2 protein-coding genes are annotated in these 19910 nt (G+C 59.5%); both read left to right on the top strand.

From position 1 onward, the window contains the following. The first annotated feature begins 373 nt into the window (after positions 1–373). On the top strand, positions 374–1711 hold the full coding sequence (locus AM410_RS19770) for a TolC family outer membrane protein (protein WP_014169981.1): 1338 nt from the start codon (positions 374–376) through the stop codon (positions 1709–1711). A gap of 120 nt (positions 1712–1831) precedes the next feature. Beyond that, the gene (locus AM410_RS19765; RefSeq protein WP_108648303.1) at positions 1832–19837 is read left to right on the top strand and encodes an Ig-like domain-containing protein; all 18006 of its coding nucleotides are present in this window, start codon (positions 1832–1834) and stop codon (positions 19835–19837) included. Positions 19838–19910: the final 73 nt, after the last annotated feature.

The raw sequence follows: 19910 nt of genomic DNA, 5'->3' as shown, positions 1-19910 counted from the left end.
GCTGAAATTAACGCAAAAATGTGCATCCGGCGATTCTAAAATTTTACTTAAATAACAAAGACTTTATTTGTTTCATTTGAAAGCCCCTTTTTAAGGTTTTGTCCAGAAACCCCATCTTTTTTCTTATCTGTAACACCACATTAACATTGTGGGTGTAGTTGCCTATAGCGCATTTTGTTATGCTGCAAACCAGTTAAAGAAATAAGTAAATTCTTATTGTCATAAGAATATGGTCGGCTCTCATCTCCAATGGAAATGGGGTTGGGGAGCGTTTGTCCAATATTTATTCGGACCCATGTAAGATATTTGTCGAATTATTTATACCCCTTTAGGGGTAAATATTTAAGCGTCATTCAGAGTCAGGGAGATAAAAATGACTATCATGCGAAATAATATGTTGCTGAGATTTCCAGTCGCCCTGGCATTAATTTCGTTGGCCTTTAATACGGCCTCTGCGAATAGCCGCCAGGTGGGGATTGCTCCGATTGCTGCGACAACATTAAAAGAGAGTATTCTTTTTGCCATCGATCGCGATCCGTCGATTAGCCAGCAGGCCGCGCAACTGGGAATAGGTCAGGCACAAATAGATGAAGCACGCAGCGGCTGGATGCCACAAATATCGTTAAACGGTAGCACCGGCCATAGCCAGACCACCGATTCCAGCGGCTCGCTGCGAAATTCTGCGGCCTGGGGATTGAGTCTGACGCAGCTGGTATACGATTTTGGCAAGACCAACAACAGCATCGACCAGTCCACGGCGCAGCGCGATAGCTATCGTTACCAGTTGATGAGCACTTTGTCTGCGGTGGCGGAAAAAACGGCGCTCAGCTACGTAGAAGTCAAACGCTATTCCGACCTGTTGCAGGCCGCCAAAGAGAACGTTCAGGCGCTCAAAAACGTTGAACAACTGGCCAAACTCCGCGCCGACGCAGGCGTCAGCTCAACCTCTGACGAGCTTCAGACGCGCACGCGCATTGCCGGTATGCAGGCCACGGTCGAGCAGTATAACGCGGCGTTAAACAGCGCCCGCGCACGGCTTGCGGTGTTGACTGGCATGGAGGCCGAGCGCTATTCACCTGTACCGGCGAAGCTTGCCGTTGAGCAAGATTCGCTTAATCGCATTGATTACTCGGCCATTCCCGCGGTCATGGCCGCACAGAATATGGAGCGTTCAGCTCAGTATGGCGTGGCAACGGCAAAGTCTCAGCACTGGCCGACGTTAAGCCTGAAAGGAGGCCGCACCCGCTACGAGTCCGACAACCGTTCTTACTGGGATGACCAGATTCAGCTCAATATTGACGCACCGCTATACCAGGGGGGTGCCGTTTCAGCCCGCGTTCGCCAGGCTGAAGGGGCAAGGGCCATGGCATCGTCTCAGGTTGACCAGGCGCGGTTCGATGTCCTGCAAAAAGCCTCTGTCGCGCAGGCTGACTGGACCGGCGCGCAGGGGAGAATGCAGGCGGGGAAGCTGCAGCTGGAAAGCGCGTTACGCGCCCGGGATGTTTACAGAAATGAATATACCCTGAGCAAGCGGAGCATTAACGATCTGCTCAGCGTTGAACAGGATGTCTGGCAAGCCACCTCAGCCAAAATAATGGCTGAATATGATGGCTGGAGTTCGGCGATTAATTACGCATCTGCCGTTGATAATTTGATGCCAATGATCGGCATAGAGAAAAACGCTGCCGCAAAATTACCTGATTTGAGTTAAAAAACACGCGTCTTTTTGTGCGAAATAAGTAAGAAAATAATGGGTGCTTTTTCCCAGGGATAGCTACATCCATTTGGTGGACATATCCACAGGAATCCGGACACCTGCAAGGAGAGGAAAATGAGTAACGTAAAAATTGTTGATGTCATCATTCGCAAAACGGCCGAGAAAACGAAATTAACCGGTGAGGGTAATTTGTCGGTTTCTATTTCTTCGCCGAGTGTGATTGAAATTCAGGGTTCTGCTCAGGATGTTGTGCGTTATGTTCGCCAGGGTAAAGACCTGCTTATTTATATGAAAGACGGCAGCGTTATTCGCTGCAATAACTATTTTGTTGAAGATCCACAGACCCATAATCAATCAGAACTGGTCTTCAACGATCAGCAGGAACTGACGCATATTTCTTTTGCCGATGCCGAGGAAGCGTCTGGCGTTGCTGTTACCGAGTTAACCGCGCAGGCTACGCCGGTTGCCAGCATTGAGCCTTTCCTTGAGCAGGGAAGCGTTCTCAATGACGCGCCATGGGGATGGATTGCAGGCGCTGCGTTGGGCGGCGGTGCCATTGGCGCACTGCTGGCGCACGGGGGTGACGGCGAAACCAAAACTAAAGTCATCGACAACACCAAAGATGTTGAAAGCGCGACGCCGACCTTTTTGCTGACGGACAACGCGGGTGATAAGCAGGGTGTGCTGAGTGGAAAAGAGATCACGGACGACAACACCCCAACCTTTAGCGGTACCGGGCAGCCGGGGGCGACCATTCAGGTTAAAGACAGCAGCGGAAGCACCATTGCCAGCACCATGGTCGGGAAAGAGGGTACCTGGACCGTAAAACTCCCGACTCAGGCTGACGGCGAACATACCTGGTCTGTCGTGCAAATCGACGGGAGCAAAACGACGCAGGCGGGCAGCATTACCGTCACAATTTCTACCGCTGACGCCAGCATCACGCTGGGGACAACGACCGGTGACAACGTGATCAATGCCAGCGAACACTCCGCTGGCTTTACGCTGTCCGGCACCAGCAAAAATCTGGCGCAGGGAACCGGGCTTACCGTCACGCTGAACGGCAAAACCTACACGGCGGAAGTGGGGGCCGGCGGGGCATGGAGCGTAAACGTGCCTGCCGCGGATGCACAGGCGCTGGGTGACGGCACCTGGACGGTGAACGTCAGCGGTAAAGACGCCGCGGGCAATACCGTGAGCGGCAGCCAGACGATAGGTGTGGATACCAACGCGCCAGCGCTTTCTGTTGATACGATTGCGCAGGACAACGTCATCAACGCGGCTGAGCACAACCAGGCGCTGACGCTCACCGGTAAAACCGATGCGGAAGCCGGCCAGATTGTGACGGTAACGCTCAACGGGAAAAATCATACCGCCACGGTGGGGAGCAACGGCACGTGGTCCGTTACGCTGCCCGCCAGCGAGGTGCAATCGCTGGCGAATGGCGACCATACGCTAACGGTGAACGTCAGCGATAAAGCGGGGAACGGATCTTCCACGACCGTCGATTTCACCGTGGATACCGCCGCCCCGGTCGTGACGATTAACACCGTTGCTGACGACAATATCCTCAATACCAGCGAGCAGGGCCAGGCGCAGATTATTTCCGGTACGGCGAGCGGCGCCGCAGCAGGGGATGTCGTGAGCGTAACCGTTGGCGGTCAGACCTTCACCGGTGTGGTGCAGGCGGACGGCAGCTGGAGCGTGGGTGTGCCTGCGTCTGTGGTGGGCTTGCTGGGAGAAGGCAACCACAACATTACGGTTTCCGTTACCGATGCCGCGGGCAATACCGGCAGCGCCACACACGGCATTACGCTGAGCGGTAACCCACCGGAATTTACCGTTCATGCCATCAGCCAGGATAACGTTCTCAATGCTCAGGAGGCTATGCAGCCGCTGAGTCTGACCGGCACCAGCACGCTGCCAGACGGCAGCGCCATCACCGTGACGCTGAACAACGTCAATTATCAAACCGTTGTCGAGAACGGGAGCTGGTCAGTTCAGGTACCGGTTTCCGACGTCCTGCAACTGGCGAACACGCTGTACACCGTCAGCGTCAGCGGTACCGACAGCGTGGGCAACAGCGGCTCAGCAGAGGCCACACTGCTGGTTGATACCGTGTTGCCACAGGTGGTCATCAATACCTTTGCCGGCGACAACCGGGTGAATAACGCCGAAGTGGCCGCCGATCAAACGATCAGCGGTCGTGTCACGGGTGCAGCGGCAGGGGATACGGTGTCTGTTTCCGTTGGCGGCAAGCATTACAGCGCCACCGTGGGTAGCGATCTGACCTGGAACCTTACTATCCCGTCTGTGGATCTCAGGGCATTCGGCGACGGCGACCTGACCATTACCGCGTCAGTCACCAACAGCCACGGCAATACGGGCAGCGGCGAGCGCGAAATCAATATCAACGCGGCGCTGCCGGGTCTGCGCGTTAACACCCTTTCCGGTGATGACGTGATCAATGCCATTGAGCAGCATCAGGATCTTACCGTGACCGGCTCCAGCAGCCATCTGGCCGCAGGCACGCAGATCACCGTCACCATCAATAACGTCGATTATGTCACCGTGGTCAACGCCACCGGTGGCTGGCAGATTGGTGTCCCGGCGAGCGACCTCCAGTCCTGGACGCCGGGCCATATCGCGGTGCACGTCAGTGCAGAAGATGCGTGGGGCAATGCCGTTGCCGCTGAACATCCGATCGAACTCGACCTGAACGCCGTGGCGGTTACTGTTGATGTCATCTCCGGTGATGACCGGCTGAACGCGGCGGAAAAAGGCAGCGATCTCACGCTCTCTGGCCAGACGCAGGGCGTGGAAGCCGGGCAGACTGTGGTGGTGAAATTCGCCGATCGGACCTATACCGCGCAGGTGCAGCAGGACGGCTCCTGGAGCCTGACCGTACCGGCCAGCGCCATGGAAACGTTGATTGACGGCCGCGCGCAGGTGAGCGTCAGCGTGACGAACGTTAACGGCAACAGCGCCGATGCGTCGCGCGTGGTGACGGTCGATACGCTGCCTCCGGACATCACGATCAATAATCTGACCGATGACAACATCATCAGTGCCGCCGAAGCGCAGCAGGATATCGTGTTAAGCGGTAGCAGCACGGCGGAGGCGGGCCAGACGGTCACCGTCGCGCTGAACGGTAAAACCTACCAGACTACCGTTCAACATGACGGTAGCTGGCAACTGACAGTACCTGCTGCGGACGTCGGCGCACTGGCCGATGGCACCGTCACGGTAACGGCAACCGTGAGCGATGTGGCAGGTAACAGCAGCAGTACGGATCGCGTCGGGCTGGTGGATGCCACCGTACCGCAGGTGACCATTAACGATTTTGTCACCGATACCAATACCATAAACCAGCTTGCCCATACCCAGGCGCAGGTCCTCAGCGGCTCCGTGACCGGAGCGGCAGCGGGTGATTGGGTCACGGTGACCATCAATAACGTGGATTACACCACCGTGGTGGATGCGGCGGGCAACTGGAGCCTCGGCCTGCCTGCGTCTGTGGTACAGGGCCTGGCGGACGGAACCTGGACGATTACGGTCTCTGTGACCGATCAATCTGGCAACACCGGCAGCAACACGCTGGAGGTGGTGGTTAATACCGTGACGCCGCAGATAGGTATTCACACTCTGGCGGCGGACGACGTGATTAACGCCACGGAAAAAGGCGAAAACCTGCTGCTTTCCGGAACCAGCAACCAGCCAGAAGGCACCCCGATCACCGTGGCCCTGAATGGCATTCACTACACCGCCATTACGGATGCCAGCGGTAACTGGCGTGTTACCGTACCGGCCTCCGCAGTAAGCGCGCTGGGCGAGGCGCACTATACGGTGACGGCGAGCGTCACGGACAGTGTGGGTAACAGCGCGTCGGCCACGCACGATGTGCTGGTAGACAGCTCGCTGCCGGTGGTCACGCTCAACACGCTGGCGGGCGATAACATCATCAACGCGGCGGAACTGGCGGCAGGCCAGACCCTGACGGGGAAAGTCGCCAACGCGGCGGCAGGCGACATTGTCACCCTTACCCTGGGCGGCCAGACGTATACCGTTGCGGTGCAGGACGATCTTACCTGGAGCCTGCCGTTAACCCAGAGCCAGTTAACCGCGCTCGGTAACGGTGAGCTGACGGTTACGGCCAGCGTGACGAATGCGCACGGAAACACCGGTTCTGCCGCGCTGGACTTCACCATCGACGCCCAGTTGCCTGGTCTGCGTATTGATACCGTGGCGGGCGACGATGTTATCAATATCATCGAGCACGGTCAGAATCTGATTGTTTCCGGTACCAGCACCGATCTGGCCGCGGGCAGCACCGTTACCGTGACCATTAACAACATTGAGTACGTCGCCACGGTCCTGGCCGATGGAACCTGGAAAGCGGCTGTGCCTGCGGCGGATGTCAGCCAGTGGCCGGACGGTCCTCTCAACATTACAGCCCGCGCACAGGATGCTTCCGCCAACCCGGTGAATATCGGGACCGTGGTGGATGTCGATCTCGCCCCGGTCGCGATAAGCGTTAACAGCGTGACCCCTGATAACGTGCTGAACGCGGCGGAGAAGGGACACGATCTGGCGCTCTCCGGCACCACGTCTGGGGTCGAAGCCGGTCAGACGGTGACGGTCACCTTTGGTGGCAAAAGCTACACCACCACCGTGGATGCGAATGGCAACTGGGCTTACACCGTTCCGGCTGCGGATGTAAGCGGCCTGAAAGAGGGCGATGCCCGCGTTCAGGTGAGCGTGAGCAACGTGAATGGCAACCCGGCCTCTTCGTCACACGAATTCAGCGTCGATACCACTGCGCCGGCGGTCACCATCAATACGGTCAGTCACGACAACATGCTCAATGCGGCAGAGGCGGCACAGGATCTCACCCTGAGCGGCACCTCGACTGCCGAAGCGGGGCAGACGGTCACGGTGACCTTTAATGGCAATCAATACACCGCACAGGTACAGGCTGACGGCAGCTGGACGCTTGACGTGCCGGCAGCCGATCTGGCCGGTATCACCGACGGCACTGCCGTCGTTACGGCGACCGTGTCGGATAAAGCCGGTAACCCGGCCAGCACGGATGCGTCTGTGCTGGTGGACACTACCGTGCCGCAGATCACCTTCAACACCGTTGCCGGTGATGACATTCTGAATATTGCTGAACACGGTCAGGCGCTGATCGTTTCTGGCACAGTCACCGGGGCACAGGCAGGCGACGTGATCACCGTGACGCTGAACGGTAAAAATTACAGCGCAATGCTGGACGCGTCCGGCAACTGGAGTATGGGTATTCCGGCGGCTGACGCGGGCGCGCTGGGCAATGGCGACCATACGATGTCTGCGACCCTCACCGACAAAGCGGGCAACAGCACCACGCAGACGCATGAGATTGCGGTTTCCCTGACCGCACCGGTTATCGCTATCAATACCGTTGCGGGCGATGATGTGATCAATGCCATCGAGAAAGGCGAAGATCTGCAACTCTCCGGCACCAGCAACCAGCCGGACGGCACCACGATCGTCGTGACCCTGAATGGCATTAACTACACGGCCACGACTGACGCCAGCGGCAACTGGAGCGTGACGGTACCGGCAGCAAACGTCTCGGCGCTGGGCGAAGCGAACTACACCGTTACCGCGAGCGTGACCGATACCGCAGGCAACAGCGCGAGCACCAGCCATCAGGCACTTGTCGACAGTGCACTACCGGTGGTGACCATTAACGCTGTCGCCATTGATGATGTCATCAATGCGGCGGAAGTGACTGCGGGACAGACCCTGAGCGGAAAAGTCAGCGGTGCCGCAAGTGGTGACACTGTCACGGTTTCAATGGGGGGCAACACCTGGACCGCCACCGTTCAGGATGATCTGAGCTGGTCGGTCAATGTGCCGCCTGAAGTCTTGAAGGCCATTGGCAACGGCGATTTGACCGTGACGGCAAGCGTCACTAACGGTCACGGCAATACCGGCTCCGGCAGCCGCGACATCACCATTGATGCCAACCTGCCGGGTCTGCGGGTCGATACCGTGGCGGGCGACGATGTGATTAACAGCATCGAGCATGGTCAAAACCTGATTATTAGCGGCTCCAGTGATGGGCTGAAAACCGGCTCTGCGTTGACGGTGACCGTCAATGGTAAAACCTATGCCGCGACGGTTCTGGCAGACGGAACCTGGACGGCAGCGATCCCGGCCGCCGACGTCAGCGCGCTGAACGCAGGCAAGGTGACGGTAACCGTTGAGGGTCAGAGCACCGCAGGAAACCCGGTGACGATCGCGCATGACGTCACGGTCGATCTGGCCGCGGTGGCGATCAGCGTCAATGCGATTGCCACCGACGACGTGATCAACGCGGCGGAAAAAGGCACGGACCTGGTCCTGTCGGGTACCACCACCCACGTCGAAGCCAACCAGACCGTGTATCTCACCTTCGGCGGCAAGTCTTACACCGCGACCGTGGATGCCAGCGGTAACTGGACCGCTACCGTGCCTTCTGCTGATTTAGGCAGCCTGAAGGAGGGCGATGCCAGCGTGCAGGTTAGCGTTACCAACGTGAACGGCAACAGCGCGTCAGCGGGCCGTGAATACAGCGTGGATACGACCGCGCCGACGGTCTCTATCGACATTGTCAGCGACAACAACATCATTAATGCGTCTGAAGCGCAGCAGGATTTGGTGGTTAACGGCATCACAAACGCGGAAGCGGGACAGACCGTGACCGTGACGCTGAACGGCAAGGATTACACCACCACCGTGCAGGCGGATGGCAGCTGGAGCCTGAGCGTACCGTCAACCGACCTGAGCGGCATTACCGACGGAAACTACACCATCACCGCGGCGGTATCCGACAAAGCGGGTAACCCGGCCTCGGTGGATCGTGACGTGCTGGTGGATATCACGGTGCCACAGTTGACCATTCACACCGTTTCGGATGACGACGTCATCAACAGCGTTGAGCACGCGCAGGCGTTGATTGTCACCGGGTCTGTCACCGGCGCGGCAGCGGGTGATGTGGTCACCGTCACCATCAATAATAAATCTTACACCGCCACGCTGGATGCCGCGGGCAACTGGAGCGTGGGAGTGCCTGCGGCCGACGTCACTGCTCTGGCCGCCGGGGATCACACCATCACCGCGACCCTGACCGATAAAGCGGGCAACAGCAACAGTGCGACTCACGACGTGGCCGTCAACCTTACCGCTCCGGTGCTGACCATTGACACCGTTTCAGACGACGATGTCATCAATAGCACCGAGAAAACGCAGGATCTCACCCTCACCGGCACCGCGTCAGGTCTGGCGGCGGGCGCGATCGTCACCGTGATGCTGAACGGCAAAGCCTACAGCGCGACGGTGGATGATAACGGGCTGTGGACGGCTACCGTTCCGGCGGATCAGGTCGGCGCACTGGGTGAAGCGATCTACACCCTCACGGCGTCTGCAACCGATGCTGTTGGCAACAGTACCAGCGTGACTCACACCGTGAACGTGGAGTCTGTCCTGCCGGGTGTCACCATCAACACCGTGGCTGGCGACGATATTATCAATACCGCGGAGCTGGCGACCGGCCAGACTCTCAGCGGTACCGTGGTGAATGCCGAAGCGGGCAACACCGTCACCGTGACCCTCGGCGGTAACACCCTGACCGCAACGGTGCAGGATGACCTGACCTGGTCCGTCAACGTACCGGAGTCCGTATTAACCGCACTGGGTAACGGCGAACTGACCGTCACCGCCAGCGTGACTAACGGCGTGGGCAACAGCGGCTCCGGCGAGCGCGATATCACCATCGACGCCAGCCTGCCGGGCCTGCGCGTGGATAACGTGGCGGGTGACGATGTGATCAACAGCATCGAGCATGGCCAGAACCTGATCGTGACCGGCACCAGCGAAGGACTGGCGACAGGAACCGCACTGACCGTAACGGTAAATAATAAAACCTATCCGGCCACCGTGCTGGCTGACGGCACCTGGAGTGCGGCTATTCCGGCGGCCGATGTTGGCGCGCTGGCGGCAGGCACGGTAGCTGTCACCGTTGAGGGGCAGAACAGCGCCGGTACGCCGGTGTCTATTAGCCACAATGTGATGGTGGACCTTGCGGCGGTCGCCATCGGGATTGACGCCATTGCCACGGATGATGTGATTAACGCGGCTGAGAAGGGCGCGGACCTGGTGCTCTCTGGCACCACCTCCAACGTGGAGGAGAATCAGACCGTCAGCATCCTCTTCGGCGGTAAAACCTATACGGCGTCGGTGGATGCCGACGGCAAATGGACGGCGACGGTGCCGTCTGCTGACCTGACCGGTCTGAAAGAGGGCGATGCCAGCGTGCAGGTGAGCGTCACCAACGTCAACGGCAACAGCGCGTCTGCGGGCCGCGAGTACAGCGTGGACACCACCGCGCCGTCCGTAACGATTAACACCCTGGCGGCTGACGACATCCTGAATGCGACCGAAGCGAAAGCTGACCTGACGGTGTCCGGTACCAGCACCGCCGAAGCGGGCCAGACGGTCACCGTAAGCCTGAACGGGAAGGACTACACCACTACCGTGGGCGCAGACGGCAACTGGACGCTGGACGTTCCGGCAGCCGACCTGGCGGCGCTTACGGACGGCAGCGTGACCGTGACGGCCGCCGTCAGTGACAAGGCGGGTAACCCGGCCTCGGTGGCTCACAACCTGGCTGTTGACGTGACGGTGCCGGTCGTGACCATCAACACCGTGGCAGGCGACGACGTGATTAACGTGGCTGAGCATGCGCAGGCGCAGATCGTCAGCGGCTCCGCCACCGGCGCGGCGGCGGGCGATAAAGTCACCGTGACCCTTGGCAGCCAGACCTACACCACCGTGCTGGACGCCGCGGGTAACTGGAGCGTGGGCGTTCCGGCGAATGTGATTTCTGGCCTCAGCGACGGCACCGTGACGGTCAGCGTCAGCGTCACCGATGCTGCGGGCAATACCGGATCCGGCACCCATAACGTGACCGTCGATACCGGGCTGCCTTCCGTGGGCTTCAGTACCCTCAGTGGTGACAACGTACTGAACGCGGTGGAGAAAGGTCAGGATCTGAGCGTCAGCGGTACCAGCGCCAACCTTGCGGAAGGTACCCTGGTCACCGTGACCCTGAACGGCAAACAATACACCGCAACAACCGCGGCGGACGGCGTCTGGAGCCTGACGGTACCGGCAGCGGATCTGGCCGCGCTGGGTGAGGCGAACTACACCCTGAGCGCAACCGCGACGAATACCGTGGGGAACAGCGTCAGCAATACGGCAAACCTGCAGGTCGATACCGCGCTGCCGACCGTCATCATCAACACCGTGGCCGGTGACAACGTGATCAATGCGGCGGAAGTGGCTGCAGGTCAGACGATCGGCGGGAAAGTGGTGAACGCCGAAGCGGGCAATACCGTCACCGTTACGATGGGCGGTAACAGCTGGACGGCGACGGTACAGGATGACCTGACCTGGTCCGTCAACGTGCCTTCAGAGGTGCTGACGGCGCTGGGTAACGGCGGACTGAGCGTGACGGCCACCGTCACCAACGGGCACGGCAATACCGGTTCCGGCGAACGCGATATCACCATTGACGCCAGCCTGCCGGGCCTGCGTGTCGATACCGTGGCAGGTGACGATGTGATTAACAGCATCGAGCATGGTCAGAACCTGATTGTCAGCGGCTCCAGCGATGGGCTGGCAGCGGGGACCATGCTTACGGTAACGGTGAACGGCAAAACCTATGCGGCATCCGTACTGGCGGACGGGACCTGGAACGCAGCCGTTCCGGCTGCAGACGTCAGCGCGTGGCCAGAAGGCACCGTGAAAATTACCGTTACCGGTGATAGCCCGACGGGCAACCCGATGACCATCAGCCACGACGTGACGGTGGATCTGGCGACCGTGGCGATCAGCATTAACGCCATCGCTACCGATGACGTGATTAACGCGGCGGAAAAAGGGACCGATCTGGTGCTGTCAGGTGCGACCACCAACGTGGAAGCCGGACAGACCGTCTCCCTCGCCATGGGCGGTAAAATCTATACCACCACTGTCGATGCCAGTGGTAACTGGACTTATACCGTACCGTCTGCTGACCTGGCCGGTCTGAAAGAGGGCGATGCCGGCGTGCAGGTGAGCGTCACCAACGTCAACGGCAACAGCGCGTCTGCGGGCCGCGAGTACAGCGTGGACACCACCGCGCCGTCCGTAACGATTAACACCCTGGCGGCTGACGACATCCTGAATGCGACCGAAGCGAAAGCTGACCTGACGGTGTCCGGTACCAGCACCGCCGAAGCGGGCCAGACGGTCACCGTGAGCCTGAACGGGAAGAACTACACCACCACCGCGGGGGCAGACGGCAACTGGACGCTGGACGTTCCGGCAGCCGACCTGGCTGCGCTCACGGACGGCAGCGTGACCGTGACGGCCGCCGTCAGTGACAAGGCGGGTAACCCGGTCTCGGTGGATCATAACCTGGCTGTTGACGTGACGGTGCCGGTCGTGACCATCAACACCGTGGCGGGCGACGACGTGATTAACGTGGCTGAGCATGCGCAGGCGCAGATCGTCAGCGGCTCCGCCACCGGCGCGGCGGCGGGCGATAAAGTCACCGTGACCCTTGGCAGCCAGACCTACACCACCGTGCTGGACGCCGCGGGCAACTGGAGCGTGGGCGTTCCGGCGAACGTGATTTCCGCGCTGCAGGATGGCACCGTGACGGTCAGCGTCAGCGTCACCGATGCCGCGGGCAATACCGGATCCGGCACCCATAACGTGACCGTCGATACCGGGCTGCCTTCCGTGGGCTTCAGTACCCTCAGCGGCGACAACGTGCTGAACGCGGTGGAGAAAGGTCAGGATCTGAGCGTCAGCGGTACCAGCGCTAACCTTGCGGAAGGCACCCTGGTCACCGTGACCCTGAACGGCAAACAGTACACCGCAACAACCGCGGCGGACGGCGACTGGAGCCTGACGGTACCGGCAGCGGATCTGGCCGCGCTGGGTGAGGCGAACTACACCCTGAGCGCAACCGCGACGAACACCGTGGGAAACAGCGTCAGCAATACGGCGAACCTGCAGGTCGACACCGCGCTGCCGACCGTCATCATCAACACCGTGGCCGGTGACAACGTCATCAATGCAGCGGAAGTGGCGGCAGGCCAGACGATCGGCGGGAAAGTGGTGAACGCCGAAGCGGGTAACACCGTGACGGTCTCTGTCGGTGGCAATACCTACACCACAACGGTACAGAGCGATCTGAGCTGGTCCGTTGACGTCCCGCAGTCTGTGCTGACCGCGCTGGGTAATGGCGACCTGACCGTCACCGCAACGGTTACCAACGGGCACGGCAATACCGGTTCCGGCGAGCGTGATATCTCCATCGATGCCAGCCTGCCGGGCCTGCGAGTCGATACCGTGGCAGGCGACGATGTGATTAACAGCATCGAGCATGGTCAGAACCTGATTGTCAGCGGCTCCAGCGATGGGCTGGCAGCGGGGACCATGCTTACGGTAACGGTGAACGGCAAAACCTATGCGGCGTCCGTACTGGCTGACGGGACCTGGAACGCGGCTATTCCGGCGACGGATGTAAGCGCGCTGCCGGCAGGAACGGTAACCGTTACCGTTGCAGGCCAAAGCACCACGGGCAATCCGGTGACCATCAGCCATGACGTCACTGTTGATCTGGCGACCGTCGCCATCAGCATTGATACCATTGCCGTTGACGATGTGATTAACGCGGCGGAGAAAGGGGCAGATCTGCTGCTTTCCGGCACCACCAGCAACGTGGAAGCCAACCAGACCGTCAGCATCATCTTTGGCGGCAAGCACTACACGGCCACCGTTGATGCCAGCGGTAACTGGACGGCGACGGTACCGTCTGCTGACCTGGCCGGTCTGAAAGAGGGCGATGCCAGCGTACAGGTGAGCGTCACCAACGTGAACGGCAACAGCGCCTCAGCAGGGCGCGAATACAGCGTCGATGCGACCGCGCCTGGCGTGACGATTGATACGGTTGCCGGCGACAACGTGATCAACGCCAGCGAAGCGTCTGCAGGTGTGGCCATCACCGGCACCACCACGGCAGAAGCGGGTCAGACGGTCACCGTAGCGCTCGGTGATAAGCAGTACACCGCGCAGGTTCAGGCAGGCGGCACGTGGAGTGTGAATGTGCCCGGGGCCGACCTGACCGCGATGGCCGACAACGGCTACACCGTACAGGTTAGCGTGAGCGATGCGGCCGGTAACCCAGGCAGTGCGGCTAAAGCCATTACCCTTGACATCACGCCACCGGTTATCAGCTTTAACGCGGTCGCCGTTGATGATGTGATCAACAGCGTGGAGCATGCGCAGGCGCAGATCGTCAGCGGTAGTGCAACCGGTGCAAACGTCGGCGACAGGCTGGTGATTACCGTCGGGTCTCATCAGTACACGACAACGGTAGATGCGAGCGGTAACTGGAGTGTGGGCGTACCGGCCAGCGTAATTTCCTCGCTGGCTGACGGCACTGCGACCCTCAGCGCAACCATTACCGACAGTGCGGGCAACAGCAGCACGAAGACCCATGATGTGGTGGTCAACACGGCCTCGGTGGCGCTGACCGTGAATACCATTGCCGGCGACGACGTGATCAACGCGGCAGAAGCAGGCACCTCGCTGGTGATTAACGGCTCGAGCGCGCAGTTTGCCAGCGGGACGCAGGTCACGGTAACCCTGAACGGTAAAAGCTACACCGCCACCATTCAGAGCGACGGCTCCTGGACGACTACCGTGCCGGCTGCTGATGTGGGCGCACTGACCGATGGCGGACATTATTCTGTCTCCGTTGCTGCCCAGGACAGCGCGGGCAACAGCGCGTCGGCAACGCACAGCATCAGCGTGGATACCACCGCGCCGGTGATCGGTGTGAATACGCTCTCTGGCGACGACGTGTTAAATGCAGCAGAAGCACAGCAGCCGCTGACCGTGCACGGTTCTACCAGCGCGGAAGCCGGGCAGACCGTTACCGTAACGCTGGGGGGTAAAACCTACAGCGCAACGGTGGCGAACGATGGTACGTGGACGCTGGATGTGCCAGCCGCCGACCTGGCGGCCCTGAATCAAGGGGCGCTGACGCTGACCGCTTCAGTCAACGATAAAGCGGGTAACAGCGGACAGACCGCTCACACCCTGACGGTGGATACCGTGGCGCCAACCGTAACCATCGGCACTGTGGCGGATGACGATATTGTCAATAACGCTGAGCAGCTGGCAGGCCAGACCATCAGCGGCACCACCACGGCGGAACAGGGCCAGACGGTGACGGTTTCCTTCAACGATCACAACTATCAGGCGACCGTGGGGGCGGACGGCTCGTGGTCGGTCTTTGTGCCGGGGCATGATTTCCTCGGCCTGAGTGACGGGAATTACACCCTAACGGCGACGGTGAACGATAAGGCCGGTAACCCGGGCAGCGCGACGCACGACGTGACGCTGAACGGTGATGTCCCGACCATAACTATCCACACCTTTGCGCAGGACGATATCGTCAGCGCCGCTGAACATGGTATCCCTCTGGTGGTCAGTGGTACCACCGACGCGCCTGCGGGCCAGACGGTGACCATCACCCTGAACGGCAAAACCTACACCACAACCGTGCAGGCTGACGGTAGCTGGAACTACACCGTAGGCAGTGCAGACGTGACCGCGCTGGCAGACGGAGGATCGTATGTGATCCATGCCCAGGTGAGTAACACCATCGGTAACACTGCCAGCGACGATCATACCGTGACCGTGGATCTGACCGCGCCGTCAATGGGGATCAGTATCGACGCCCTGCAAAACGATACCGGGCTGAGCGCGAGTGATTTCATCACCAACGACAGCCAGATTATTGTTAACGGTTCATTGACCGCGCAGCTCGGCAATAACGAGAAAGCGCAGATCAGCGTGGACGGCGGGGCGAGCTGGATTGACCTGGCCGTCACGGGCACCACCTGGCGCTACACCGATGGCCGCACCCTGACGGACGGTACGTATCAGTACCAGGTCCGCGTGATTGATAACGCGGGTAACGTAGGGGCAACGGACAGCCAGAACGTGGTGGTGGATCTCACCGCGCCTGCGGCGACGACCATTACGGTCGATTCCGTCAGTCAGGATACCGGTTTGTCTGGCAGCGACTTTATCACCAGCGATAACCAGATCAGCCTGAAAGGGACGCTCGGTGCGGCGCTGGGGAGTGGCGATCACGCGCAAATCAGCCTCGATGGCGGTGTAACCTGGACGGACGTCAGCGTCAGCGGACTCAGCTGGACCTGGGTTGATACCCGCACGCTGGCGGACGGCGATTATAACTATCAGCTTCGCGTGATTGACGATGCGGGCAATATCAGCGCCACCACCAGCCAGGTGGTCACCATTGATACCGTGGCACCCGATGCCAGTAAAACCATCGCCATTGACAGCATCAGCGATGACACTGGCCTGAGCAGCAGCGACTTTATCACCCATGATACCTCGCTGACGCTGCATGGCTCGCTCGGCGCGACGCTGGCTGACGGCGAATATGCGCAAATCAGCATCGACGGTGGCGTGACCTGGCAGAATGTGATTGTCACCGGCAACAGCTGGTACTACGTGGACGGCCGTACGTTGGGTAATGCCACCTATGACTATTATGTGCGCGTGGTGGATGCCGCAGGTAACGTGGGATCCAGTGCCCATCAGCAGGTGACCGTCGATACGGTCGCCCCGGATGCGGCGATTACGGTGACCGTGGATAACATCACCGTGGATACCGGCTTTGACAACAACGACTTCCTGACCAGTTCAACGTCATACACCCTGAACGGGACGCTGGGGGCGCAACCCGGTGCGGGCGAGTATGTTCAGGTCAGTATGGATGGCGGCACCACCTGGGTTAACGCGACGGTGAATGGCACACAGTGGAGCTATAACGACACGCGTACCCTGACCGACGGTAGCTACAACTATCAGGTGCGGGTGGTCGATCTGGCCGGTAACGTCGGGGCAACCACGTCGCAGACGGTCACGGTTGATACCCACGCGCCTCAGTACGGCATCACCATTGACAGCATCAGTGAAGATACCGGGCAGTCCGGCACTGATTTCATCACCATGGACACCACGCTTACGCTCAACGGCTCGCTTGGCAGCGCGCTGGCCAATGATGAACGCGTGCAGATTAGCCTGGACGGCGGGAATACCTGGACAGATGCAACGGTAACCAACCAGCGCTGGAGCTACACCGATACCCGCGATCTGGCTGATGGTGATTACACCTATCAGGTGCGGATTATCGACCAGGCGGGCAACGTGGGCTCAACCTCATCGCAGGTGGTGACGGTGGATACCACGCCGCCAACCACCGTGGGAACCGTGGTGAGCTATACCGATGACGAAGGTGAGCGTCTGGGCTCCTTTGGCAGCGCGATGGCGACGGATGACAGCTCGCCGCTGATCAACGGAACGCTGAACCGCGCGCCGGATGACGGTGAGATTGTGCAGCTTTATCGTGACGGGATCCTGCTGGGCCAAGTCACGATGAACGGTAGCGCAAGCTGGTCCTTCCAGGATAACGGCCTGAGCGATGGCAATCATACGTATATGCTGCGAGTAACCGATAAAGCCGGTAACTATACGGAATCGGACGGGTTTGTACTGAACGTCGATACCAGTATCCCAACCACCACGGCGGCAATTACCGCGCAGACAACATCGGATACCACGCCGATTGTCAGCGGAACGGTCTCCGCGGATCTGGTGAACGGCGAGTACCTGGTGGTGAATGTGAACGGTAAAACCTACACGTCGCAGACGGGCGGCGCGGTGGTGGTCGACCCGGATCACAACACCTGGTATCTGCAGATCCCGGACAGCGATGCACTGAGCGTTGCCAGCTATAACGTAACGGCACAGGTGAAGAGCAGTGCGGGTAACGGCAATACCACCGGGACGGCGAGCGGCAGCCTGGTGATTGATACCACAACGGTGAATACCAGTTGGGCCACCACGGCGGGTAACAGCGATAACTCGACCATGACCGTCGGCATGAACAGCAGCGGCCTGTGGAATATCATTGCTAACGGACAGTCCTATTCCAGCAGTGATGATTCAACCTACGCGGCGAACGCGCTAACCAATACGCGTGGCTTCCCTGCCGTAAGCCAGACCGCCGCCGATTTCGACCGTAACGGCACGCAGGACATCTTTGCGACTGAAACCACCTACGGCGGGTCTACACAGGTGATGTGGACCTACGATGGCAGCACTTACAACGCCAGCCAACTGGGTATGGGAACCACTATCTGGTATGGCGGTGTCATTGCCTACGATAAAACCGGTGACGGGTATCTGGACCTTGCGTATGGCGATGCCGGTGCGGACTCCATTACCTACCTTATTAACAACAAGGGGGTGCTCACGCCGGATGGGAACTATGGCGGCGCCGGGTTCTGGGGACAATTCACCACCATGCGTGAAATCTCCGGCGTCGACCTGAATAACGACGGCACCGTGGATGTGGTTCAGCACACCAACCGCAGCGGCGCGTACTCGCTTACCGTGATTAACAACAACGGTAACGGGACGTTATCCCTCGGTCAGAACCTGACTAACGTGTTTGTGGCAAACGTGGCGAATACCACCACGGCGGCGTCGATGACGTGGGCGGATTTCAACGGCGATGGCTACATGGATCTGTACCTGGGCAGCAGCTACAACAACAACGGCGGGGTGATCTACTACAACGACGGTACCGGGAAACTGTCCACCACCAAGAGCGCGGTTGAGGCGTCTAACGCGTCAGCAGGGTATCTGTCGGTGGCGGTGGACTGGAACGCTGACGGCCAGATGGACGTCATCAAGCTCAGTACCTACAGCGGATCGCAGACCGCAACCCTGTTTACCAACAACGGTTACGGTTCAAGCTGGACATCAAGTCAGCTGGCTTCCGGACTGGCGAACGTCACCGGTGTGGCCGCCGTGGATTACAACTGGGACGGCGCGCAGGATCTGCTGGTGTCGCAGCAGAACGGCAAAGTGGTGCTGGTGCAAAACAGCAAAACCGTTGCCGACGGCACGGCGATGCATCTGCACATTGTCGACAGTGAGGGTATCAACGCCTACTACGGTAATACGGTCAATCTGTATAACGCGGCGGGCGTACTGGTGGCCTCGCAGATCATCAACGCCCAGTCCGGTATCGGTTCGAACGATACCTCTGCACTGGTGAGTTTCTACGGTCTGGATCCGAATGAAACTTACTCGGCCGAGATCCTGAAAATCACCAATGGCGTGTCGGATAACGTCACCTGGAGCGGTCTGGAAGCCGGCAACGGCAAAGAGGGCTACGTCCTCACTGCCGAAGCAGCAACCGGAGGGCACAGCGGGACGCTTACCGGTACCGGGTATAACGACACCTTTATCGCCGAGGACGGCACGTATACCTATAACGGTTCCGGCGGCTGGACGACCCACTCGGATCACGACACCTGGAGCAACACCGGGGGGATGGACGTGGTGGACTACCGCAATGCGACGTCCGGCGTGACCGTCGACCTGCGTCTTTCAACCGCGCAGGACACCGGGTTTGGTACCTCACGCCTGCTGAACATTGAGGGCATTAACGGCTCGGACTTTGACGATGTCATTACCGGCAACAGCGGTAACAACCAGTTCGAAGGCCGTGGCGGTAACGACACGTTCAATATTGGCAGCGGCGGTCACGATACGCTGCTCTATACGTTGATCAACGCCTCCAATGCCACAGGCGGTAACGGCAGTGATGTGGTGAACGGCTTTACGGTAGGCACCTGGGAAGGCACGGCGGATACGGACCGTATTGACCTGCGCGACCTGCTTTCAGGCAGCGGCTACACCGGTACGGGCTCAGCGAGCTATGTGAACGGGGTCGCCACGCTGGACGGCAGTGCGGGGAATATCACCGATTACATCCGCGTGGTGCAAAACGGCAGCAATACCGAAATCCAGGTTGACCTGGACGGTAGCGGCGGCCAGTTCTCACCCACAACGCTGGTCACGCTGAACGGCGTGCAGACCGATCTGGCTACGCTGCTGGCAAATCATCAACTGTTAATTGCGTAAAACTATGCCGCGAGGAGCGATCCTCGCGGCCTTTTGCGTGGCTACAACGAAGAGCGATAAAAGATTTCACAAC

Origin of the sequence: Enterobacter cloacae complex sp. FDA-CDC-AR_0164 (assembly GCF_003071645.1) — a bacterium.
Taxonomy (GTDB): Bacteria; Pseudomonadota; Gammaproteobacteria; order Enterobacterales; family Enterobacteriaceae; genus Enterobacter; species Enterobacter ludwigii.
Note: the sequence above shows the minus strand (reverse complement) of the source record. Positions and strands in the feature narration are given on the sequence as shown.